The sequence below is a fragment of the Kluyvera ascorbata genome (assembly GCF_023195735.1).
In the GTDB taxonomy this organism is placed as follows: Bacteria; Pseudomonadota; Gammaproteobacteria; order Enterobacterales; family Enterobacteriaceae; genus Kluyvera; species Kluyvera ascorbata.
Map to the genome: position 1 here is coordinate 4,473,067 of NZ_CP096201.1, position 23,078 is coordinate 4,496,144.

The 23,078-nt window shown below is 55.1% G+C and carries 23 protein-coding genes and 1 pseudogene; 12 read left to right on the plus strand and 12 right to left on the minus strand.

Going from position 1 to position 23,078, the window contains the following annotated elements; translation table 11 throughout:
- The first annotated feature begins 15 nt into the window (after positions 1–15).
- The 5 genes from MY052_RS21345 to paeA all read left to right on the plus strand — a co-directional run bounded on the left by MY052_RS21345 (position 16) and on the right by paeA (position 6,504).
- Positions 16–1,194, plus strand: a complete 1,179-nt coding sequence (locus MY052_RS21345; RefSeq protein ID WP_035896268.1) for a Gfo/Idh/MocA family protein — start codon at positions 16–18, stop codon at positions 1,192–1,194.
- A gap of 2 nt (positions 1,195–1,196) precedes the next feature.
- On the plus strand, positions 1,197–2,264 hold the full coding sequence (locus MY052_RS21350; protein WP_202216689.1) for a Gfo/Idh/MocA family protein: 1,068 nt from the start codon (positions 1,197–1,199) through the stop codon (positions 2,262–2,264).
- 12 nt (positions 2,265–2,276) lie between these two features.
- Positions 2,277–3,296 carry a Gfo/Idh/MocA family protein gene (locus MY052_RS21355; RefSeq protein WP_248537833.1) on the plus strand — a complete coding sequence of 340 codons (1,020 nt, stop codon included), beginning with the start codon at positions 2,277–2,279 and terminating at the stop codon, positions 3,294–3,296.
- Between the two features lie 91 nt (positions 3,297–3,387).
- Complete coding sequence (locus MY052_RS21360) at positions 3,388–4,932, plus strand: MFS transporter (RefSeq protein ID WP_248537834.1); 1,545 nt, start codon at positions 3,388–3,390, stop codon at positions 4,930–4,932.
- Between the two features lie 228 nt (positions 4,933–5,160).
- Positions 5,161–6,504 carry a polyamine export protein PaeA gene (gene paeA / locus MY052_RS21365; protein ID WP_035893244.1) on the plus strand — a complete coding sequence of 448 codons (1,344 nt, stop codon included), beginning with the start codon at positions 5,161–5,163 and terminating at the stop codon, positions 6,502–6,504.
- 70 nt (positions 6,505–6,574) lie between these two features.
- Here the strand turns inward: paeA and MY052_RS21370 are convergent, their stop codons facing one another.
- Positions 6,575–6,781 (minus strand): DUF1107 domain-containing protein, encoded by a 207-nt coding sequence (locus MY052_RS21370; RefSeq protein ID WP_035893246.1) that lies wholly within the window; start codon positions 6,779–6,781, stop codon positions 6,575–6,577.
- 321 nt (positions 6,782–7,102) lie between these two features.
- On the opposite strand from MY052_RS21370, the gene MY052_RS21375 reads away from it, so the two are divergent.
- Complete coding sequence (locus MY052_RS21375) at positions 7,103–7,657, plus strand: YtfJ family protein (protein WP_123651128.1); 555 nt, start codon at positions 7,103–7,105, stop codon at positions 7,655–7,657.
- Here the strand turns inward: MY052_RS21375 and cysQ are convergent.
- Positions 7,654–8,400: a 3'(2'),5'-bisphosphate nucleotidase CysQ gene (gene cysQ / locus MY052_RS21380; RefSeq protein ID WP_035893252.1), complete on the minus strand. Its 747-nt coding sequence runs from the start codon at positions 8,398–8,400 to the stop codon at positions 7,654–7,656. The two genes, MY052_RS21375 and cysQ, sit on opposite strands and share 4 nt — an antisense overlap.
- A 212-nt stretch (positions 8,401–8,612) precedes the next feature.
- Between cysQ and MY052_RS21385 the strand changes: the two genes are divergently transcribed.
- Complete coding sequence (locus MY052_RS21385) at positions 8,613–10,556, plus strand: bifunctional 2',3'-cyclic-nucleotide 2'-phosphodiesterase/3'-nucleotidase (protein ID WP_248537835.1); 1,944 nt, start codon at positions 8,613–8,615, stop codon at positions 10,554–10,556.
- Between the two features lie 68 nt (positions 10,557–10,624).
- Here MY052_RS21385 and MY052_RS21390 read toward each other — a convergent pair whose 3' ends face one another.
- On the minus strand, positions 10,625–11,011 hold the full coding sequence (locus MY052_RS21390; RefSeq protein ID WP_035893256.1) for a winged helix-turn-helix transcriptional regulator: 387 nt from the start codon (positions 11,009–11,011) through the stop codon (positions 10,625–10,627).
- Between the two features lie 84 nt (positions 11,012–11,095).
- Here MY052_RS21390 and MY052_RS21395 point away from each other — a divergent pair.
- From MY052_RS21395 to MY052_RS21405, 3 genes and pseudogenes are all read left to right on the plus strand, one after another.
- Positions 11,096–11,944: pseudogene (locus MY052_RS21395) on the plus strand (SDR family oxidoreductase).
- An 81-nt stretch (positions 11,945–12,025) separates the two neighbouring features.
- Complete coding sequence (locus tag MY052_RS21400) at positions 12,026–12,850, plus strand: helix-turn-helix transcriptional regulator (RefSeq protein WP_248537836.1); 825 nt, start codon at positions 12,026–12,028, stop codon at positions 12,848–12,850.
- 76 nt (positions 12,851–12,926) lie between these two features.
- Positions 12,927–13,892, plus strand: a complete 966-nt coding sequence (locus tag MY052_RS21405; RefSeq protein WP_248537837.1) for a DMT family transporter — start codon at positions 12,927–12,929, stop codon at positions 13,890–13,892.
- Between the two features lie 3 nt (positions 13,893–13,895).
- Here MY052_RS21405 and MY052_RS21410 read toward each other — a convergent pair whose 3' ends face one another.
- The gene (locus MY052_RS21410) at positions 13,896–15,545 is read right to left on the minus strand and encodes a methyl-accepting chemotaxis protein (protein WP_248537838.1); all 1,650 of its coding nucleotides are present in this window, start codon (positions 15,543–15,545) and stop codon (positions 13,896–13,898) included.
- Positions 15,546–15,775: 230 nt separating this feature from the next.
- Between MY052_RS21410 and ytfE the strand changes: the two genes are divergently transcribed.
- On the plus strand, positions 15,776–16,438 hold the full coding sequence (gene ytfE / locus MY052_RS21415; protein ID WP_035893265.1) for an iron-sulfur cluster repair protein YtfE: 663 nt from the start codon (positions 15,776–15,778) through the stop codon (positions 16,436–16,438).
- 36 nt (positions 16,439–16,474) lie between these two features.
- Here the strand turns inward: ytfE and nudI are convergent, their stop codons facing one another.
- The 3 genes from nudI to fklB all read right to left on the minus strand — a co-directional run bounded on the left by nudI (position 16,475) and on the right by fklB (position 19,393).
- Positions 16,475–16,900 carry a nucleoside triphosphatase NudI gene (gene nudI / locus MY052_RS21420; RefSeq protein WP_248537839.1) on the minus strand — a complete coding sequence of 142 codons (426 nt, stop codon included), beginning with the start codon at positions 16,898–16,900 and terminating at the stop codon, positions 16,475–16,477.
- A 163-nt stretch (positions 16,901–17,063) separates the two neighbouring features.
- Positions 17,064–18,470, minus strand: a complete 1,407-nt coding sequence (gene cycA, locus MY052_RS21425) for a D-serine/D-alanine/glycine transporter (protein WP_035893269.1) — start codon at positions 18,468–18,470, stop codon at positions 17,064–17,066.
- 302 nt (positions 18,471–18,772) lie between these two features.
- The gene (fklB, locus tag MY052_RS21430) at positions 18,773–19,393 is read right to left on the minus strand and encodes a BamJ family beta-barrel-assembly machinery protein (RefSeq protein ID WP_035893271.1); all 621 of its coding nucleotides are present in this window, start codon (positions 19,391–19,393) and stop codon (positions 18,773–18,775) included.
- Between the two features lie 210 nt (positions 19,394–19,603).
- Between fklB and MY052_RS21435 the strand changes: the two genes are divergently transcribed.
- Positions 19,604–20,245, plus strand: coding sequence for an OapA family protein (locus MY052_RS21435; RefSeq protein ID WP_035893272.1), 642 nt, complete (start codon positions 19,604–19,606; stop codon positions 20,243–20,245).
- An 86-nt stretch (positions 20,246–20,331) separates the two neighbouring features.
- On the opposite strand, the gene MY052_RS21440 is transcribed toward MY052_RS21435, so the two are convergent.
- From MY052_RS21440 to rpsF, 5 genes are all read right to left on the minus strand, one after another.
- Positions 20,332–21,258, minus strand: a complete 927-nt coding sequence (locus MY052_RS21440; protein WP_248537840.1) for a DMT family transporter — start codon at positions 21,256–21,258, stop codon at positions 20,332–20,334.
- Positions 21,259–21,404: 146 nt separating this feature from the next.
- Positions 21,405–21,854 carry a 50S ribosomal protein L9 gene (rplI, locus tag MY052_RS21445; protein WP_035893274.1) on the minus strand — a complete coding sequence of 150 codons (450 nt, stop codon included), beginning with the start codon at positions 21,852–21,854 and terminating at the stop codon, positions 21,405–21,407.
- 39 nt (positions 21,855–21,893) lie between these two features.
- On the minus strand, positions 21,894–22,121 hold the full coding sequence (rpsR, locus tag MY052_RS21450; protein WP_002210155.1) for a 30S ribosomal protein S18: 228 nt from the start codon (positions 22,119–22,121) through the stop codon (positions 21,894–21,896).
- Between the two features lie 4 nt (positions 22,122–22,125).
- Positions 22,126–22,440: a primosomal replication protein N gene (gene priB, locus MY052_RS21455; protein ID WP_035893276.1), complete on the minus strand. Its 315-nt coding sequence runs from the start codon at positions 22,438–22,440 to the stop codon at positions 22,126–22,128.
- Between the two features lie 6 nt (positions 22,441–22,446).
- Entirely contained in the window at positions 22,447–22,842 is a 396-nt protein-coding gene (rpsF, locus tag MY052_RS21460) for a 30S ribosomal protein S6 (protein ID WP_035893279.1), read from the minus strand.
- Between the last annotated feature and the right edge of the window lie 236 nt (positions 22,843–23,078).

Sequence of the window (23,078 nt, forward strand, 5' to 3'; positions counted from 1 at the left end):
CATCAGGAGAGACACATGTTACGCATTGCTATCGTGGGAACCGGGAACATCTCCCACAACCATATTCAGGGCTATCAGGAATTTGCCGACCGCTGCCAGATAGTCGCGCTGGTCGATATCTACCCGGAAAAGGCGCAGGAGAAGAAAGAGCGCTACGGGCTGACCAACGCCACGGTGTTCAGCAGCCACCAGGCGCTGCTGGAGTCTGGTCTTGAGGTGGATATTGTCGATGTCTGCACGCCGCCGTACGTCCATGCGGAAATCAGCATCGATGCTTTAAACGCCGGTAAGCACGTGCTGTGCGAGAAGCCGATGGCCGCCTCGCTGGAAGAGTGCGACGCGATGATCGCGGCCCAGAAGGCCAGCGGTAAAATCCTCTCTATCATCGCCCAGAACCGCTTTACCGACGCCTTCTGGCGTTTAAAGCAGGTGGTCGATTCCGGAGAACTCGGGAAAATCTGCCACGCGCAGGTGGACTCATTCTGGTGGCGCGGCCACTGCTACTACGACTTGTGGTGGCGCGGCACCTGGGAAAAAGAGGGCGGCGGCTGCACCCTGAACCATGCGGTGCACCATATCGATGCCATCCAGTGGATGCTCGGCTTCCCAACCGAGGTGGTGGCGATGATGACCAACGTCGCCCACGATAACGCCGAAGTTGAAGACCTTTCCGCCGCCATTTTCCGCTACAGCAGCGGCGCGCTGACGCAGTTAACCGCCTCGGTGGTGCATCACGGCGAAGACCAGAAGATCGTGATTCAGGGCGACAAAGCGCGTATTTCCGCGCCGTGGGACGTGTGGGCCAGCGTGTCCGCCGATAACGGCTTCCCACAGGAGCAGCATAACGGCGAGCTGGAAGCGCGGCTCGACGCCCTCTTCCGCAATACGCCGAAGCTCAAATACACGCTGCATACCGGGCAGATTAACGACCTGCTGAATGCGGTGGAGCAGCGCGGCGAACCGCTGATTGACGGCGTGCAGGGTAAACGCTCGCTCGAGCTGATTACCGCTATCTATCAATCTTCCATTACCGGGCGCGTGGTGACGCTGCCCGTCAGCCCGGATGAGCCCTGGTATAAAACCGGTGGTCTGGTCTCCCTCGCCCCGCACTTCTACGAGAAGGCGGCATCGGTCGAGAACTTCAGCGAAGTGGGCGCAATTCCGTTGGGTAAAGATTTGGACAAAGGAGCATAAACATGAGCATCAAAGACGGTATGAACTACGCCCCGGTGGGCAAACCACAGCCAGTTGTTGGCCAGGGTGAGTTTATTATTGCGGCGGCGGCGTTAGACCACGGTCATATCTACGGGATGTGTAATGGCCTGATAGAAGCCGGTGCGACGCTGAAATGGGTTTATGACCCAGACCCAGCGAAGGTCGACAAGTTTGTGCAGCAGTACCCGCAGGCGCAGGTTGCGCCAACGCTGGAAACGATTTTAAACGACGGCAGCGTCCAGCTTGTTGCCGGGGCGGCGATTCCATCCGAGCGCTGCGCGCTGGGGCTGAAAGTGATGGATGCCGGGAAAGACTACTTCACCGATAAAGCCCCGCTGACCACGCTGGCGCAGCTTGAAGCCGCGAAGCGCAAAGTGGCGGAAACCGGCCGCAAATACGCGGTGTACTACAGCGAGCGCCTGCACGTGGAAAGCGCGGTCTTTGCCGGGCAGTTAGTTGCCGAGGGCGCAATTGGCCGCGTCATGCAGACGCTGGGCGTTGGTCCGCACCGCGAAGGTACCGGTCGCCCTGACTGGTTCTACGAGAAAGAATTCTTCGGCGGCATTCTGTGCGACATCGGCAGCCACCAGATTGAGCAGTTCCTGTTTTATACCGGCAACAGCGATGCGCGCATCGTGGCAAGCCAGGTTCGCAACGTAAACCATCCACAGTATCCGCAGTTTGAAGATTTCGGCGATGCCATGCTGGCGGGCGACAACGGCGCCACTGGCTATTTCCGCTGCGACTGGTTTACGCCAGATGGCCTCTCCAGTTGGGGCGACGGCCGCTTAACCCTGCTCGGCACCGACGGCTATATCGAAATCCGTAAATACGTCGACATCACCCACGGCGAGCAGGACGTGGTGTATCTGGTCAACAAAGAGGGCGAATTCCGCTATCCGGTGGCGGGCAAAGTGGGCTTCCCTTATTTCGGTGAGCTTATCCGGGACTGCCTGAACCGCACCGAAAACGCCATGACCCAGGCGCACACCTTTAAAGCGGCCGAGCTATGCGTCAAAGCGCAGATGCTGGCGAACGCGGTGGAATAACGGGAGGCACCAATGAACACACGTCATGTCGCCATTATCGGCTGCGGTGCTATCCATACCTGCCACGTAGACGCGCTGCGCCATGTGCCGGGCGTTGTCCTGCGGGCGATTGTGGATAGTGATAGTGCCAAAGGAAGCCAGCTTGCGGCCAACTACGGCTGTCATTTTTATCAGGACTACCGCGAGATGCTGCTGGATGACGCCATTGACGTGGTGCATATCTGCACGCCGCACTACCTGCATAAACCAATGATCCTTGCCGCGCTGGCGGCCGGAAAACAGGTTTTCTGCGAAAAACCGGTGGTGATGAACCCGCAGGAGGTGATTGAAATACAGGTTGCGGCTGAACGCCACCAGAGCCGCGTCGGCGTCTGCTACCAGAATCGCCTGAACCCCACTAGCCTGGCCATTGAGCGCTGCATTGCCGACGGTACGCTGGGCCGCCTGCGTGCCATCAAGGCGGTGCTCACCTGGTCACGATCCGGGGATTACTATGCCGCCAGCCCGTGGCGCGGGAGCTTTGCCACCGAAGGCGGCAGTTTGTTGATTAATCAGGCGATTCATACGCTGGATCTGATGCAGTGGTTTGGCGAAGGGGTCAAGAGTCTGAAAGGGGTCGTCGACAGCACACTGTTGGCCGACGAGATTGAAACCGAAGACAGCGCCATGGTCACTCTGCGTTTCAATAACGGCGCGCGCGGGCTGTTTTACGCCAGCAACTGCCATATCAGCGACTCGCCGCTGCTGCTGGAGCTGGAGTTTGAACAGGGAATGCTGCGCTTGACGGACAACGTGCTGTGGCAGGTCTGCGGCGATGAACGCACGCAGCTTGCCAGCGACGCTGCGCCCGACGGCATCGGCAAAAGCTACTGGGGAATCGGCCATCGGCTGGCCATTCTCCACTTTTACCAGGCATTAAACGATCCCGCTAGTGCAGACTACTGCGATATTGCTGAGGCGGCCAAATCATTACAGATGGTTAATGCCATTTACCAATCGTCACTATTGAGGAAATGGGTGAATATAGAGTAGCGATCGTCATCCGATTTTTCCTGCTGTCAATAATATACAGTGCGGAGGCAACTCTGCACTGAAACCCTACCAGTACAGGAATAATAATATTATGGTTAAACCAACTGAACGTCGCGTTGGCTATGGCACTGCCATTGGCTACGGCGTCACTGATTTATTTGGCGGCGGCGCATTTGCCGTTATAGGAACCTGGCTTTTATTTTTTTACACCACCTATTGTGGCCTGAGCGTTTTAGAAGCGGGGTCAATCTTTGCTATCGCTCGTATTATTGACGCTATTCTGAGTCCGGTGATGGGCTATATCACGGATAACTTTGGTAATACCTGGCTTGGCCGCAAGTTTGGCCGTCGTCGCTTTTTCCTGTTGATAAGCTCCCCGCTGATGTTTCTCTACGCGCTGGTGTGGATTACCGACATGAACTATTGGTACTACCTGGGCACCTATCTTTCTATCGAACTGCTCTCTGCAATGGTGCTGGTGCCGTGGGAAACCTTGTCCGCCGAAATGACCAACCGCTTTAGCGAGCGTACGCGCCTTTCAGGCGTGCGTATGATGTGCTCCGCGCTCGGCGGTTTTCTGGCGGTTTCCGTGCCGGGTATTATTATGCAGTACACCGGTAAAGATAATTCGTTCACCTACACCTTAACCGGGATTGTTTTTGCGACCATTTATTGCGTCGCGGTATTTACCACCTGGGCTTGTACCTGGGAAGCAAAAGACGTTCGTGAAGAATATGAATTCCAGCCAGATAATCAACGCGGCGGCGGCCTTTTTAACCATTTAAAATATCTGGTTATTGACCTTATATCTTCATTCAAAATCAGAATATTTCGTCAGCACATTCTGATTTATATTTGTTCATTTACCGCCATGGATGTTTTTGGTTCGGTATTTACCTATTACGTGGTTTACGCATTACACCACGATACCGAAATGGTTTCCGGGCTATTAAGTATTGCCGCTTTTGTTTCGATTCCCGGCACCTTCGGCTTTATGATGCTGATGAATAAATTTAACCTCACCCCTTCCGCGGCGCTGAGGCTTTCGTACGGCAGCATTATGGTGGTGCTGGCGTTCCTGTTTATCATCTATATCGGTAATTTACAGGTACCGACGCTGCTGTTCTCCGCCGTGTTTGTGCTGCTGGGGCTGGCGAAGGCCGGGCTGTACTACATTCCCTGGAATATCTACAGCTTTATCCCTGATGTGGATGAGATTGTTACCCGCCAGCGCCGTGAGGGGATTTTCGCGGGCGTAATGGTGCTGACGCGCAAAAGCACCGTCGCGCTGGCGATTATGCTGATTGGTATCGTGCTGGAGGAGAGCGGTTTCGTAAAAGGCGGCAGCGCACAGCCTGCCAGCGCCCTGCATGCAATCATCGGCCTGATGGTGTTTGCCACCGCCGGGATGCTGGCCGTGAGCTTCTACATGACCTATCGCTTTAAGCTGACGCAAAAAACGCACAGCCTGCTGATTAAAGAGGTGGCACGGCGGAAGCTCGGGGGAAACGCGGAGGACTGTGACCCAGAGACGCGTCAGGTGATTATGGCATTGACGGGATATGCGTATAACGAGGTCTGGGGTGCGAAGCCGCAGGGGCACGAGAAAGGCAAATCGCTCGCCACCAGCGGATAACCTCAGGTAACAAACGTCACACCGTAGGCCGGATAAGCGAAGCGCCATCCGGCCTACCGCTCCCACCATCTAAACAAAATGTGACCTCTGGCGGCTTTACAGTGCTTTACGCTATACTAACCGCTGAAATTGTCGCCCCATCACCTACGGGGCGGTTTTCAATGTGTATTCCACACGGATTTATAAACTTCCCCTTCCGAGGATCTGGCCCGACGGGCTGGATAAGATATGTTAAACAGTATATTAATCATACTCTGTCTGATCGCTGTAAGTGCGTTCTTCTCTATCTCTGAGATCTCACTTGCGGCATCACGCAAGATCAAACTGAAACTGCTTTCTGATGAAGGCAATATCAACGCCCTACGTGTTCTAAAAATGCAAGAAAACCCCGGTATGTTCTTTACCGTGGTGCAAATCGGCCTTAACGCCGTTGCCATTCTCGGCGGTATCGTCGGCGACGCAGCTTTCTCTCCCGCGTTCAACTCCTTGTTCTCTCAATATATGTCAGCGGAACTCTCCGAGCAGTTGAGCTTTATTCTCTCCTTCTCGCTGGTGACCGGGATGTTTATCCTGTTCGCGGATTTAACCCCGAAACGCATCGGTATGATTGCGCCTGAAGCCGTGGCTCTGCGTATCATCAACCCGATGCGCTTCTGCCTGGCGGTCTTCCGGCCGCTGGTGTGGTTCTTCAACGGCATGGCTAACATTATCTTCCGCATCTTCAAACTGCCGATGGTGCGTAAAGACGACATTACCTCCGACGATATCTACGCGGTAGTGGAAGCCGGTGCGCTGGCTGGCGTGCTGCGTAAGCAGGAACATGAGCTGATTGAAAACGTCTTCGAGCTGGAATCCCGTACCGTGCCGTCATCCATGACCCCGCGCGAGAACGTTATCTGGTTCGATCTGCACGAAGACGAACAGAGCCTGAAAAACAAAGTCGCCGAACACCCGCACTCCAAGTTCCTGGTGTGTAACGAAGACATTGACCACATCATTGGCTACGTCGACTCCAAAGACCTGCTGAACCGCGTACTGGCTAACCAGAGCATGGCGCTGAACAGCGGCGTGCAGATCCGCAACACGCTGATTGTGCCGGACACCCTCACCCTTTCAGAGGCGCTGGAAAGCTTCAAAACCGCCGGAGAAGACTTCGCGGTTATCATGAACGAATACGCGCTGGTCGTGGGGATCATCACCCTCAACGACGTGATGACCACGCTGATGGGCGACCTGGTTGGTCAGGGGCTGGAAGAGCAAATCGTTGCACGCGACGAGAACTCCTGGCTGATTGACGGCGGTACACCAATCGATGACGTCATGCGCGTGCTGGATATCGACGATTTCCCGCAGTCGGACAACTACGAAACCATCGGCGGCTTCATGATGTTTATGCTGCGCAAAATCCCGAAACGTACCGATGCGGTGAAGTTCTCCGGTTACAAGTTTGAAGTGGTAGATATCGATAACTACCGTATCGACCAACTGCTGGTAACGCGCATTGATAACAAGCCAACGGTACTGGTACCGAAGCAGTCTGATATCGCAGAAAGCGAACAGCACGGCGCGTAAAACGCCAGTGCCAGAAACATCAACGGCTCCCATTGGGAGCCGTTTTTAATTCTGCCGCATCGTGTTCTGATTACGCCATATCAGTCTGTAGGCGTAACACGTGGCGGTTAACTTCAGACATCACAGAAAGGTGCTGAATGTCTCTGACTTTTGGGATAAGAATTTTGCCCTTATCAAATTCAAAAGCGCCAACGTCCTTGATGTACAACCGTCCACGGAACAGGGTTTTAACGTATTTTGCTACCTGAAACGGGTTGTAGCGTTGGAAAATTTTCATTCTAATCTCCTGCAAGTACTACGCCCTTGTTGTCCACATTTGGCTCAACGCTCCGGGGCGCAAAGTGAAGTACTTGTTAACTATAGTCCATAACAACAGAGGTCCTCTATCATAGAGGACCTTATTTACCTTTTTATTACAATAATTCAGAACTTTCTTTTCAGCCATACGATGAACACAGTATAAGGCTTCGATTTCTTGAGATTGTGTGCGTTCCTCCACAAACTGGCACCGCCTTTGCGGGAAAAAAACATAGATCGCACATATGATTAAAGCTATCGGCCAAGTGGTCGGATCACCTGCATATAAAAAGGAAAAACCATGACCCTACGTACCCTTCTGGCGGTTTCATGCCTGTTAATGCCGTTAATGGCAGCCGCACATAACTTTACAAACGGACAGCGCGTTTCCCCGGTTGGCGTGGCGGATCGCGGCGAACTCATTCTCGATAATGATAAGTTTAGCTATAAAAACTGGAACAGCGCGCAGCTGCCTGGAAAAGTGAGAGTGGTGCAACATATTGCCGGTCGTACGTCGGCAAAAGAGAAAAATGCCACGCTGGTCGAGGCGATAAAAGCCGCTCAGTTGCCGCATGACCGCTACCAGACCACCACGATTGTTAACACCGATGATGCGATTCCAGGTTCCTCTATTTTCGTGCGTAGCAGCATTGAGAGTAATAAGAAGCTCTACCCGTGGTCACAGTTTATTGTCGACAGCGATGGTCTGGTGCGCAAAGCCTGGCAGTTGGATGAAGGCAGCTCGGCCATTGTGGTTCTGGATAAAGAGGGACGGGTTCAGTGGGCCAAAGACGGCGCACTGACGCAGGCAGAAGTGCAGCAGGTGGTTGCCCTGCTGCATAAGCTACTGAATTAAAAAATAGACACCCGGAAGCCAGGGTTCAGGAACGATTCACGCGGGGTGTAATCCAGCGTTTTGCCCTGCCAGTCGTTGACGTGTGCACCGGCAGCCGCAGCCACCGCGTGCCCTGCGGCGGTATCCCAGATATTGGTTGGCCCGAAGCGCGGGTAAAGCTGCGCTTCGCCTTCCGCTACCAGGCAGAACTTCAGCGATGAGCCGATAGACGCGGTATCGTGCTCGCCCAACTGCTGCAGATACTCTTTCAACTCATCATCGTTAGCATAGTGGGAGCGGCTCACCACCACCTTCGGCGGGTTCGCGTCACGCACCTGAATCGGCTTACGCACACCACACTCTTCTTTCCACGCTTTGCCGTTTTCCGCGCTGTACATCACCTTGAGTACCGGCGCGAACACCACGCCCAGCACTGCTTTACCGTTTTCAATCAGCGCGATATTAACCGTGAACTCACCGTTGCGTTTGATGAACTCTTTGGTCCCGTCGAGCGGGTCCACCAGCCAGTAGCGCTGCCAGTGCTGGCGTACATCCCAGCCCGGCGGGTCCTCTTCTGAAAGAATCGGCACGTCCGGCGTCAGCGCCTTCAGCCCTTTGATGATGACATGATGTGCCGCGATATCGGCCGCCGTCACCGGGGAATCATCTTTCTTGCTGGTGACGTCCAGCGGCAGCTTTCCATCGTATACCTGCATAATGGCATCGCCTGCGTCGCGCGCAAGCTGACAGACTTGTTCTAACATTCTCCACCTCGTTAAGATTACAGTGGCGTTAACTTATTGTTTTATTTATATCGCATCGCCGTTAATTCTGCTATTCCCATCATCGTCCCGGATATCTGTGAACCGCTGCCGATTTCCTGTCACGCTTTTCTGGCATGATTCACATCCTCGTAAGTAACAGAATACAAATACATTTAAATCTGTGTGTCAGTTCTAAAAAAAGGATGCCTCTGATGATCAAGTTTAGCGCAACGCTTCTGGCGACGCTGATTGCCGCCAGCGTGAATGCCGCCACGGTGGATCTCCGCATTATGGAAACCACTGATTTACATAGCAACATGATGGATTTTGATTACTACAAAGATACCGCCACCGAGAAGTTCGGCCTGGTGCGCACCGCAAGCCTGATTAATGCCGCTCGCGACGAAGTGAAAAACAGCGTACTGGTCGATAACGGTGACGTTATCCAGGGCAGCCCAATGGGCGATTACATGGCGGCCAAAGGGCTGAAACAGGGCGATGTACACCCGGTTTATAAGGCCATGAATCTGCTCGATTACAGCGTCGGCAACCTCGGTAACCACGAATTCAACTACGGGCTGGATTATCTGCACAAAGCGCTGGCTGGTGCCAAATTCCCGTACGTTAACGCCAATATCATCGATGTTAAGACCAAAAAGCCGCTGTTTACGCCCTATCTGATTAAAGAAACTGAGGTTGTCGATAAAGACGGTCATAAGCAAACGCTGAAAATTGGCTATATCGGCTTTGTGCCTCCGCAGATCATGACCTGGGATAAGGCCAATCTGAGCGGTAAAGTGACGGTGAACGACATCACCGAAACCGCGCGTCACTACGTGCCGGAGATGCGTGCCAATGGTGCCGACGTGGTGGTGGTGATTGCCCACTCCGGCCTCTCCGCTGACCCGTATCAGGCCATGGCGGAGAACTCCGTTTATTACTTAAGCCAGGTGCCGGGCGTCGATGCCATTATGTTTGGTCATGCGCACGCGGTTTTCCCGAGCAAAGACTTCGCCAGCATCAAAGGCGCGGATATCGAAAAAGGGACGCTTAACGGTATTCCAGCGGTGATGCCGGGGATGTGGGGCGACCATCTTGGCGTGGTTGACCTGGTGCTGAACAACGACAGCGGCAAATGGCAGGTGACCTCCGCGCAGGCCCAGGCTCGCCCAATCTACGACGCCGTCGCCAAAAAATCACTGGCGGCAGAAGACCACAAGCTGGTTGATGCGCTGAAGACCGACCACGACGCCACCCGCGAATTCGTCAGCAAGCCGATTGGCAAGTCCTCCGACAATATGTACAGCTACCTTGCGCTGGTGCAGGACGACCCAACAGTGCAGGTGGTCAACATGGCGCAGAAAGCCTACGTTGAGCACTTTATTCAGGGCGACCCGGATCTGGCGAAACTGCCGGTGCTCTCCGCTGCCGCGCCGTTTAAAGTTGGCGGACGTAAGAACGATCCAGCAAGCTACGTTGAGGTGGAAAAAGGTCAACTGACCTTCCGCAACGCCGCCGACCTCTATCTCTATCCGAACACCCTGGTGGTGGTGAAAGCCAGCGGTAAAGAGGTGAAAGAATGGCTGGAGTGCTCTGCCGGGCAGTTCAATCAAATTGACCCGCACAGCAGCAAGCCGCAGTCGCTGATTAACTGGGACGGTTTCCGCACCTATAACTTCGACATTATCGACGGCGTGGATTATCAGGTCGACGTGACCCAACCGGCGCGCTACGACGGCGAATGCCAGAGCATTAACCCGAAATCTGAGCGCATCAAGAATCTGACCTTTAACGGCAAGCCTATCGACCCGAATGCCACGTTCCTCGTTGCCACCAACAACTATCGTGCTTACGGCGGTAAGTTCGCGGGCACCGGCGATACGCACATTGCCTTTGCTTCACCGGATGAAAACCGTTCGGTACTGGCTGCGTGGATTGGCGAGCAGTCGAAGAAAGCCGGAGAAATTCACCCGGCGGCGGACAACAACTGGCGTCTGGCGCCGATTCACAGCGATACCAAACTGGATATCCGCTTTGAAACCTCGCCGTCAGAAAAAGCCGCGGCGTTTATCAAAGAGAAAGCGCAGTATCCGATGAAGCAGGTGGCGACGGATGATATTGGGTTTGCGATTTATCAGCTGGATTTGAGTAAGTAAGTTCTGGGCGCTTCCCGGCGTCGCTTTGCTCGGCCGGGCTACGATAGCATGTAGCCCGGCCGAGGCGTTTATGCCGACGCCGGGAGCTGCTGCGCCATCACTACCGGCAAATTCACCTCAATCCAGTCTGCCAGCGCAGCTACCTTTTCGCTCACCTCTTCCCCCAGCGGCGTCAGGCTATACTCAACGTGCGGCGGGACCACCGGGTAGGAAATACGGTTGATAAAACCGTCCTGCTCCAGCGCCTGTAGCGACTGGGCGAGCATTTTTTCGCTGACCCCGCCCATCTTGCGGCGCAGGTCGCTAAAGCGATGCGTCCCTTCACGCAGCGCCACCAGAATCAGTACGCCCCAACGGCTGGTCACGTGTTTGAGCACGTCCCGCGAAGGGCAACTTTCGGCAAACAGGTTGCCGTTGCGCAGCTTTTGCGTCAGCGTCGGATTTATTTCTTTCATACTTACCTTTTTGTACGTACTTACTAAAAGTTAGTTATGGTGATAGCTTACCACAACACCATACGAACACGAAGGAGAAGACCCATGATCGCGATTACCGGAGCCACCGGCCAGCTTGGCCAGCACGTCATTGCTAACCTGCTCAACACGACTGCCGCCAACCAACTGGTTGCCGTTGTCCGCAACCCGGCGAAAGCCGAAGCGCTGAGCCAGAAGGGCGTCGTTGTTCGTCAGGCCGATTACGGCGACGAAGCGGCGCTGACCAAAGCGCTGCAGGGCGTGGACAAGCTGCTGATTATCTCCTCTAGCGAAGTCGGCCAGCGCGCGCCGCAGCACCGTAATATCATCAATGCCGCCAAAGCCGCGGGCGTGAAATTTATCGCTTACACCAGCCTGCTGCACGCCGATAAATCCCCACTGGGCCTGCACGTTGAACACGTTGAAACCGAGAAGATGCTGGCCGACTCTGGCATTCCTTACGCGCTGCTGCGTAACGGCTGGTACACCGAAAACTATCTGGCGAGCGTACCGCCTGCGCTGGAGCATGGCGTGTTTATTGGCGCAGCCGGTGAAGGCAAAATCGCCTCGGCAACCCGCGCAGACTACGCCGCTGCCGCCGCGCGCGTCATCGCTGAAGAGGGTCACGCTGGGAAAGTTTACGAACTGGCGGGCGACCACGGCTGGACGCTCGGTGAACTGGCCGCTGAACTGGCAAAACAGAGCGGTAAAAAGGTGGTTTATCAGAACCTGAGCCAGGCCGATTTTGCCGCCGCGCTCAAAAGCGTCGGCCTGCCTGCCGGGCTGGCTGACATGCTGGCGGACTCTGACGTTGGTGCCTGAAAAGGCGGCCTGTTCGACGACAGTCACACGCTGAGCAAACTGATTGGCCGTCCAACTACGCCGCTGGCTGAGAGCGTCAAAGGCATTCTGTAATCGTTAAAAATCGGTTAAATGTGGTAGCGCCCCCGCGGGCCATCTCTGATAATAAAAGAATGGTCCAGGGGGAAATATCACGTGCAAGGCGTACCAGAACAGTTCAGCGATGAGAAAGATAGCGCCCGCTTTCGCCATCTGGCGCAGGTGCCGGGCGTTGAGCTTTATCATGCCCATATCTCCCGCTACGCCTTTGAACCCCACACCCACGAAGCGTTTGGCATCGGCGTCATTGAAGCCGGAGCCGAGCGTTTCCGCTATCGCGGAACCCAGCACGTTGCACCGGTCCACTCGGTTGTCACCATGAACCCCGACGAACTGCACACCGGCGAGGCGGAAACCGCCGACGGCTGGCGCTACCGGATGATTTACCTTCAGCCCGACCTGCTCGAAGACGTGACCGGCATTCGCCACTGGTGGTTTGACGACGTCACCCGCCACGACCCGCAGCGTTCGTTGTTGATTGGCCGTCAGATCCACGCCCTGTGGCATACCGACGACCCTCTCGCCCAGAAAGGGCTGCTGCTGGATATGATAGACACCTTCCAGCCGCTGGCCTGTCATGCGCCGGTGCTGGCGGAAGGCGCGCACCGCTTTGCCCACGTGCGCGACTATCTCTACGACAACTACATGCACCCCATTACCCTCGACGAGCTGGCGAACGTCGCGGCGCTGAGCCCGTGGCACTTCCAGCGCCAGTTCAAGGCCCATTTCCACGTCACGCCGCATCAGATGCTGATGGCCGTACGCCTTTGGCGTGCCAAAGAATTCCTCACCCACGGTATGCCAGCCGCCGAAGTCGCCGCCGCGACCGGGCTGACCGACCAGTCACACCTCACCCGCGCCTTTACCCAGCGCTACGGCATTACCCCAGCGCGCTACCAAAAACAGGTTGTCCGTCGCTAATCAGCAATCTCATACAATACTGCACGCCTTTCCCCTCCTACACTTTTCAGCATGTTTAACAGAAGTGGAAATCATAATGATTAGCGGTGTGCTGTATGCCCTGTTAGCGGGTTTGATGTGGGGGCTGATTTTTGTCGGGCCGTTAATCGTGCCGGATTACCCGGCGGTGCTGCAGTCGATGGGGCGCTATCTGGCGCTGGGGCTGATTGCCCTGCCGTTGGCGTGGCTGGGCCGCGCGCGTCTGCGTCAGCTTACGCGTCAGGACTGGTGGACGGCGCTGGGGCTGACCATAGTCGGCAACCTTATCTATTACGTCTGCCTTGCCAGCGCTATTCAGCGCACCGGCGCGCCGGTTTCAACGATGATTATCGCCACGCTGCCGGTGGTGATCCCGATTTTCGCTAACCTGCTCTATAGCCAGCGCGACGGCAAACTGTCGTGGATGCGGCTGATGCCGCCACTGGTGCTGATTGGCATTGGCCTGCTGTGCGTGAATATCGCCGAGCTGCGCCAGGGTTTACCGGACTTCAGCGGCTGGCGCTACGGTTCCGGGATTGCGCTGGCGAGCGTTTCGGTCGTGTGCTGGGCATGGTATGCCCTGCGTAACGCCCGCTGGCTGCGAGAAAACCCGCACCAGCCGCCGCTGATGTGGGCCACCGCGCAGGCGTTGGTGACGCTGCCGGTTTCCGTCATCGGCTACGTCGCAGCCTGCCTGTGGCTGCACGCCCAGACGCCGGATTTCTCGCTGCCATTCGGCCCGCGACCGACGGTGTTTATTGAGTTGATGATCGCCATCGCCGTGCTCTGTTCGTGGGTCGGCGCGCTATGCTGGAACGTGGCGAGCCAGCGGCTGCCGACGGTGATCCTTGGACCATTGATTGTCTTTGAAACGCTGGCGGGGCTGCTGTACACCTTCCTGCTGCGCCAGGAAATGCCGCCGATGTTGACGCTGAGCGGGATTACGCTGCTGGTGATGGGCGTGGTGATTGCGGTGCGGTCAAAACCGCAGAAACCGGCGGTGGTGCCGGTTTCTGAGGCCTGAGGCTTAGAACGTTTCCCAGTTCGCTTCGTTAAGCGGCGCGGCTTTCGCCGTTGGCACGAAGGCTTTCTTCATTGGTGCTTTCTGCATGGACTGCTGGCGGGAGATTTTAAAGACCGCCACCGTCTCGTTCAGACGTGCAGCCTGTTCTTCCAGCGCTGACGCGGCGCTGGCGGACTCTTCCACCAGCGAGGCGTTCTGCTGGGTGACGCGGTCCATCTCGGCAACCGCCTGGCCCACCTGGTCAATGCCGCGGCTTTGCTCATCGGAAGCGGAAGCGATTTCGCCCATGATGTCGCTGACGCGAGTAACGGCGTTAACGATCTCAGCCATTGTCTCTCCGGCTTCGTGCACTAGCGCGGAACCGGCGCTGACGCGGTTGCCCGAATCATCAATCAGCCCTTTAATCTCTTTCGCAGCCTGCGCGCTGCGCTGCGCCAGCGTGCGAACTTCACCGGCAACCACGGCAAAGCCGCGTCCCTGTTCACCGGCTCGCGCCGCTTCTACCGCCGCGTTCAGCGCCAGAATATTGGTCTGGAAGGCAATGCCGTCAATGACGTTGGTGATCTGGGCAATTTTGCTGGAGCTCGCGGCAATCTCGTCCATAGTACGCACCACGCCGTCGACGACGTTTCCGCCCTTCTGCGCGGTTTCAGACGCGTTCTGCGCCAGTTGAGTGGCCTGACGCGCGTTATCGGCGTTCTGTTTCACCGTCGCGGTTAACTGCTCCATGCTGGCGGCGGTCTGTTCCAGCGAGGCCGCCTGCTGCTCGGTGCGCGAAGAGAGATCGTTACTGCCAGCAGAAATTTCGCCCGCACCGGTGTAGATGGTGTCTGCGCCTTCGCGAACCACGCCGACCGTCTTCGCCAGCGACTGCTGCATGTCGTTGACGTTACGTGCCAGCAGCGCCATTTCGTTGCTGCCTTCGGTATTGATATTGTTGGTCAGGTCGCCTTCGGCAATATGACGAATGTGGTCCATCACTTGATGCAGCGGCTTGAGCAGTACGCGCTGCATCGCCACCCAGCTCACCACAATAACCGCCAGCGCCAGCGCCAGCATCACCCCAAGGCTCCACAAAATTCGAATGTAGTCGCTCTCATTTTGTTTAACCCCCGCGCTGGTCAGCGATGCCTGCGCCGCACGCCAGTCCTGGTAAACCGCCTGCATCGCCTGCTGTTTCTGCTCGGCGTTTTGCTTGAACATGTCTTCCAGCTTGCCTTCCGCCAGTAGCTCATTCATGCGCGCAAGCGTCGCGGAATAGATGCCATACTGTTTCTCGAGGCTGTCTGAGAGATGGCCGTCCAGCCCAGGCGTTTCCGGCAGCGCGTAATAGGTGTCGTAGTGACGTTTCGCCTCAGCCAACAGATTATTGGCCGTATCCACCAGCGTTTTCAGCTCGCCGCCGTTGACGCTGCTTGCCATGGTCCCCTGCAAACGCAGCATGCCGCGGTTGAGGGTGACACGCGCCTGATTGAGGCTAATCCACGCGTCGGTAAACTCCGCCACGTTCTGGCTGGAGAGTTGAGAGACGGTAAAATTCTGCTTGTCGTGATTCAGCGCACGAACGAATACGCCCGCCGAAATCAGCTGCATCGCGCCCAGCGCGACCAGTACGACAATCAGTACGGTAATCACTTTTATTCTTTTAAACATCTTTTGCCTTTAAGTGCAGGTGGTCTGAAGTCTCACTATCGGCAGCGCCACGCGCTTGTTTAATCGATTCAGGTCTTACCAGAGGCATTCTTAATAAGATTCAGCACGTTAAAGCGTAATAATTTTTTGTGACAAACATCACTGAATTCCCCTGCCTATAAAGGGGTATATCTTCGACTTAAAGATGTATTTAAAATGCATCTTATATTATTGATGACGAGGTAACTGCTATGGCCTTTCGCGACCAACCATTAGGCGAGCTGGCGCTCTCTATCCCACGCGCATCCGCGCTGTTCCGTAAATATGATATGGATTACTGCTGCGGCGGTAAGCAGACGCTGGCCCGTGCGGCGGACCGCAAAGAGCTCGACGTTGCCGTGATTGAAGCTGAACTGGCAAAACTGGCCGAGCAGCCGGTGGAAAAAGACTGGCGCGTAGCGCCGCTGGCCGAAATCATCGACCACATCATCGTGCGTTACCACGACCGTCACCGCGAACAGCTGCCAGAGCTGATTCTGCAGGCCACCAAAGTCGAACGTGTACACGCCGACAAACCGAACGTGCCAAGAGGCCTGGCGAAATATCTGACCATGCTGCATCAGGAGCTTTCCAGCCACATGATGAAAGAGGAGCAGATTCTGTTCCCGATGATCAAACAAGGTATGGGCAGCCAGGCGATGGGGCCAATCAGCGTGATGGAAAGCGAGCATGACGAGGCAGGGGAACTGCTGGAAGTGATCAAGCACACCACTCAAAACGTCACCATTCCGCCAGAAGCCTGCACCACCTGGAAGGCAATGTATAACGGCATCAACGAAATGATCGACGACCTGATGGAGCACATCAGTCTCGAGAATAACGTGCTGTTCCCACGTGCGCTCAAAGGCGAATAAGATGACTAAGCGCCTCCTCTTGCGGGAGGCGTTTTTTTACAGCAGACCTTTCTGGCGGAAGGTTTCTCGCGTCGCGACGTTGAGGTCCATGTCGGCCAGCGCTTCGGGTTTCACCCAGGCGACCTCCTGAAACTCCTCGTTGAAAGTAATATCCCGGTTGGCGCTCACGCAGTCAAAGATGAGATAAATCATGTAGATCTGCTCGGTCGTCCCGTCGGCGTAGGTTTTCACCCGTACGTCATCGCGAAAGGTCCACGGCTTCACTTCGGTAATCTCCAGCGCATCACCCAGCTCTTCACCTATCTCGCGTCTCAGCGCTTCTTCCATGGTTTCCCCCGGCTCCATACCGCCGCCGGAAATCGCCCATTGCCTAGGGAAAACGCCGCGGTCATCGGCCATTTTACACAGCAGGTATTCGCCCTCGTTTTGAATCACCGGGCAGACAATCGTTCTCTGACGCATTTCATCTCCATACGCTTTTCGTTTGTGGCGGGGAAAGTAGCACGTTAAGAATGGGGGGACTACGAGGTGAGGCTCAAAAACGAAGAAAGCGCCACGATGGGCGCTTTGTGTCGTTTCCTCCTCACCCTCTCCTCCAGGGGAGAGGGTGAGGAGCGAAATTCTCTTACTTAGCCAGCTTGTTCTTACGCAGGAACATCCAACCCAGCCCCAGCACGATGAACCAGATTGGCGTCACCATCAGCGCTTCACGGGTATCCGCTTCCAGAGTCAGCAGCACCAGAACGAAGGCGAAGAACGCCATGCAGACCCAGCACATCACTTTGCCCAGCGGCATTTTGTAGATGGATTTTTCATGCAGGTGTGGACGCTTCTTACGGTATACCAGGTAAGAGCACAGGATAATCGTCCAGACGAACATAAACAGAATCGCCGATACGGTGGTGATCATGGTGAAGGCTGCGATCACGCTTGGGTTCACCATCAGCATCACCACGCCGCCCAGCAGGCAGATACAGGAGAAGGTCAGCCCTTTCGCCGGTACCGCACGCTTGGAGAGCTTGGCGAACAGGCTTGGCGCTACGCCGTCCTGCGCCAGACCGAACAGCATGCGGCTGGTTGAGAACACGCCGCTGTTGGCGGAAGAGGTTGCCGAGGTCAGCACCACGAAGTTAATGATGCTCGCCGCCGCCGGCAGACCGACCAGCATGAACAGTTCAACGAACGGGCTCTTGTTCGGTACCACCGAGCTCCACGGGGTCACGGACATAATCACAATCAGTGCGAACACGTAGAACATGATGATACGGATTGGAATCGAGTTAATCGCACGCGGCAGTGATTTCTCAGGATCTTTGGTTTCCGCCGCGGTGGTGCCCACCAGCTCAATCCCCACGAAGGCGAAGACCGCTATCTGGAAGCCCGCAAAGAAGCCGCTGATGCCTTTCGGGAACCAGCCGCCGTCGTTCCACAGATGAGCAAATGAGGCTTCTACGCCGGTTGGTGATTTGAAGTGCATCAGCACCATCACCAGGCCGACAACGATCAGCGCGACGATAGCGACGATTTTGATCATCGCAAACCAGAACTCCATCTCACCGAACATCTTCACGGTGGCAAGGTTGAGGCTCAGCAGCAGGACCACGACCGCCAGCGAAGCCACCCAGTCAGAGAGTCCGGGGAACCAGAACTGCGCGTAGGCGGTAATAGCGACGACGTCCGCCATCCCGGTCACCACCCAACAGAACCAGTAGGTCCAGCCGGTAAAATACCCGGCCCATGGGCCAAGCAGGTCGGCCGCAAAGTCACTAAACGATTTGTACTCGAGGTTGGAGAGCAGCAGCTCGCCCATCGCACGCATCACGAAGAAAAGCATAAAACCGATGATCATATAAACGAAGATGATCGAAGGCCCAGCGAGACTGATAGTTTTGCCCGATCCCATAAACAGCCCGGTGCCGATGGCGCCGCCGATGGCAATAAGCTGAATATGTCGGTTTGTGAGGTTTCGCCGTAGCGATTGTTCAGCCGGCTCCTGCTCTTCGGCAGCAGCGACTTTAATCTGATCAACCATGTGATTTTCTTCCTGTTGTTTCTGTCTGTGTTGTGCGGGCTCTACTGGCCCTTTATGTCGTCATGCAAGACGATCCTATCTATAGGATGTCTCGATATTAGGTAAGAATCGGAGGGATGAATACTATGATTTAAATATAATGTTAATTTTATGTTTAAAGTGAGTGTTATATCACCTCACCTATGGGAAACAGCTCACAAAAATACACGCAATTGCTGTATTTGCAAGATTGAATCCCAACATATATCTAACTTCAGGAGTTTGTATCCTCTCCCCGGACGGAGAGAGGATAAGTGCGAGGATTACAGGATTTCCAGTAACTCGACTTCGAAGACCAGAGTGCTGAACGGAGGGATGGAAGCACCCGCACCGCGCTCGCCGTAGGCCAGGCTATGAGGGATAGTCAGTTCCCACTTAGAGCCAACCGGCATCAGGGTCAGTGCTTCAATCCAGCCAGCGATAACGCCGTTAACCGGGAATTCAGCAGGTTCGCCGCGTGCGACGGAGCTATCGAACACGGTGCCGTCAATCAGTTTGCCGGTGTAGTGTACGCGAACGTGATCGGTACGCGCTGGGATTGCGCCTTCACCCTGGGTCAGAACGCGGAACTGCAGACCGGATTCGGTGCTGTTTACGCCTTCTTTCTCACGGTTTTCTTCCAGATATTTCACGCCGTCTTCGGCCATCGCCGCAAAACGCTCACGACGTACTGCATCAGCACGTTCGTGGATTTCACGCAGCGCGCGATGAACAACGTCTACCGGCACAGCAGGCTGCTTGCCTTCCAGCGCATCGGCGATACCGGCAACCAGTGCTTCCGGCAGTAAACCCTGCAAACCGGACTCGCTCAGTTGCTGCCCTACCTGCAGGCCGATACCGTAGCTTGCCTGTGCTTCAATAGTGTCAAAAGTCGGGGTGGCCATCGTCTTTCCTTTCTTCGGGTATAAAGTAGCGGGCAGCATAGCAGCCACGCCGCACAGGGTAAAACTTTGTGTCAGGAAAGATGACAAATTACCGGGAAAAAGAAACAATACCTTTTGCCTATAGGATATGATGAAAGTGCGCTTTGCCACGTTCATCAGGCAGTTAGCCATCTATACTGGATAGCATCGACACGGAGCAGGAGGAGAGCCATGCCCGGGAGATTTGAAATAAAACCTTTGCTGGTGAAAATCTGGCATGCGCCGGACGATCTTCGCATCCTGGACCCGCTGCCGCCTGCCCACCGTCGCGGCGTGATTGTTGCTGCGCTGGCCATTATCGTCGGCTTCCTGCTGCCTTCCGCTGACGACAGCCCGCCGCCGCAGGTGACCCGCTCCGCGCAGCTGGACTTCCAGTCACAGTCGCAAACGCCGCAGCCAGACGCTCAGCCGTTGCACGCTCAGCTGGTCACACCGTCTAACGATTTAGATCAGGTCGCCCCTGTTGCGCCGGAACCGGTGCAGGAAGAGCAGCCGAGCGAGCAGCAGGCCGCGCCGTCGCGAACGCAGCCCTATCAGGAGAGCCGCAGCAGCAGCGACTGGCATACCTATCAGGTCGAAGCCGGTAAAACGTTGGCGCAGCTTTTCCGCGACAATAACCTGCCGCCAACCGATGTCTATGCTATGGCGCAGGTTGAGGGGGCGGGTAAGCCGCTGAGTAACCTGAAAAACGGCCAGAAAGTGCAGATTCGTAAGAACGCCAACGGTGTGGTTACCGGGTTAACCATCGAATCGGATAACGGTCAGGTGCTGTTCACCCGCCAGCAGGACGGTAGTTTTATTCGCGCGCGTTAAACTTGCAGACTGCCGGATGGCGGCTTTGCCTTATCCGGCCTACAAAACCGTGAACGTAGGCCTGATAAGCGCAGCGCCATCAGGCATTACCGCTTCACCTTGTTCACCCACCAAATCCCCGAACAGACCAGCGCCAGCGCCAGCGCGTATTTCCACTCGAGAATATTTTCCCCGAGAAAAATCGCCGACAGCACCGAACCGGATACCGGGATCAGGAAGTTAAACGGCGCAATCATCCCCACCCGGTTGTACTTGAGCAAAATACTCCACAGCGCAAAAGCCACTGATGACAGTAGCGTCAGATAACCGAGAATCGCCACCGATGAGAAGCCGTGGAAGGTCAGCGTGCCGCCGCTCAGATAGCCGCCGACCACCAGCGCCAGGCCACCGAAAGCCAGCTGGTAACCCGTCATCACCGTAGGATCGACCGTTTGAGAGATACGCTTACCGTAGAGTGACGCCGCTGACAGAATAAACGCCGCCAGCACCACCGAACCATCACCCAGGCTAAAGCTAAAATCCAGCAGCCCGCTGTTGAAGTTCACCACCATCACCCCGACAAAGCCGAGAATACAGCCCAGCGTCTTGTTATAGCTCAGCCGATCGTTCTGGTAGATAAAGTGCGCCAGCAGCACGCTAAAGAAGGTACCCGTGGCGTTCATAATTGACCCCTTCACCCCGGTGGTGAAAGCCAGGCCGATGTAGAAGAAGATGTACTGTAGCGAGGTCTGCGTGAGCCCCAGCAGGGTTAGCTGGCCAAACTGACGCGCGCTCAGGCGAGCAATTGGCTTACGCTGTGCCATCGCCAGCAGGAGCAGCAGCCCTCCGGCAAACAGGAAGCGGTAGCCCGCAAAGACGATTTTGCTCGGAATATCATCAGTGGCAATCTGAAACAGTTCATACCCGCTCTTAATCGCCGGGTAAGCACTTCCCCACAGCAGACAGCAGAACGCGGCACAGAGATAAACGATATTTTTGCGGGAAAACAGAGGATGCTGGCGCAGAGTTTCCATTCTTTTACCAAAAATTAAAATATTGTTTTAATTTTTTGATTATCGCGAAAAGGATGAAAGATAGCCAGTCGAAAAGTGGTGGGCCTAAAAAGCAAAACGCCGGCACAAGGCCGGCGGTTTGTTGTTATCAAAACGTGGGTTGCTGATTAAGCAGCAACAACGTTGATGATAACTTTAGCGAATACTTCGCTGTGAACCTGGAAGTCCACTTCGTGCTCGCCAACAGTACGCAGAACGCCGTTCGGCAGACGAACTTCGCTCTTAGCAACTTTAACGCCAGCTGCAGTAACTGCATCAGCGATGTCGCGAGTACCGATGGAACCGAACAGTTTACCTTCGTCGCCTGCTTTAGACGCGATGGTTACTGATTCCAGTGCTACGATCTGTGCAGCACGAGCTTCTGCAGCGCCCAGAACGTCAGCCAGTTTGGCTTCCAGTTCTGCACGACGTGCTTCGAAGAATTCAACGTTTTTCTTGGTAGCAGGAACAGCTTTGCCCTGTGGTACCAGGAAGTTACGAGCGTAGCCCGCTTTAACGTTAACTTGATCACCCAGGGTGCCCAGGTTTGCTACTTTATCAAGCAGAATAACTTGCATTACCTTATCCTCTTAAAGTCGTTAATAGACGGCGGCCGATTACTGATGACGATCGGTATACGGCAGCAGGGACAGGTAGCGAGCGCGCTTGATGCAGCGAGCCAGCTGACGCTGGTATTTTGCACGAGTACCGGTGATACGGCTCGGGACAATTTTACCGCTTTCGGTAATGTAGTTTTTCAACGTTGCGATGTCTTTGTAATCGATCTCAACAACGCCTTCCGCGGTGAAACGGCAGAACTTGCGACGACGGAAATAACGTGCCATATGGCTAGTCTCCAGAATCTATCAATTCAATCTGCTCGGCATGCAGAACCATTTTGCTCAGGCCATTCTTTGCTTTGTGGCAACAGATAAAACCCTGAACGGTGACTGCACTACCGACCGTTATACTGTGAGTAATGGCTTGGTTCTCTTGTCCGCTAATAATAACGGGCATTTGACACCACGCCTGCCGGTGAAAGCCGGCTTCCTCCTGCACAGAACGATGCTCAAGCACGAACTGGCAATGAGGAATTCCTGATGGGCTGACCTTGCGAAGCGGTGTTCTGCACACTGTGCCGGATAACACCAGACGATTGGTCATCAGAAATTACTCTTCAGAATCCCCAGCTTCAGCATCATCTGAGGTTTCGTTTGCGAAATCATCGCGACGTTCACGACGCTCGTCTTTCGCTTTAACCATCGGAGACGCTTCGGTAACAGCGTGCTTAGTACGCATAACCATGCTGCGGATAACGGCATCGTTGAAGCGGAAGTTAGTTTCCAGCTCATCGATCACTTCCTGCGGTGCTTCAACGTTCAGCAGAACGTAGTGAGCTTTGTGCAGTTTGTTGATCGGGTAAGCCAGCTGACGGCGGCCCCAGTCTTCCAGACGGTGGATCGTGCCTTCTGCTGCAGTGATTGCACCAGTGTAGCGCTCGATCATACCCGGAACCTGTTCGCTCTGGTCAGGATGGACCATAAAAACGATTTCGTAATGACGCATCGAATTGCTCCTTACGGATTATTCAGCCTCCTGTCTGGGTCAGCCGAGGCCCATGGAGGCAAGGAACGTGTTAAAGGTCGGCTGAAAAATGACGCGTAATAATACTTGCCGCCCCCTGGAAACTCAAGTGAATTGCACAAAAAATTCACACAAAAGGCAAAGTCGGTCTAAGTCAGTGATTTAAAATTAAACAGCCACGAATGCGGCAATTTTTTGAACAACAGCATCAGAAAAGG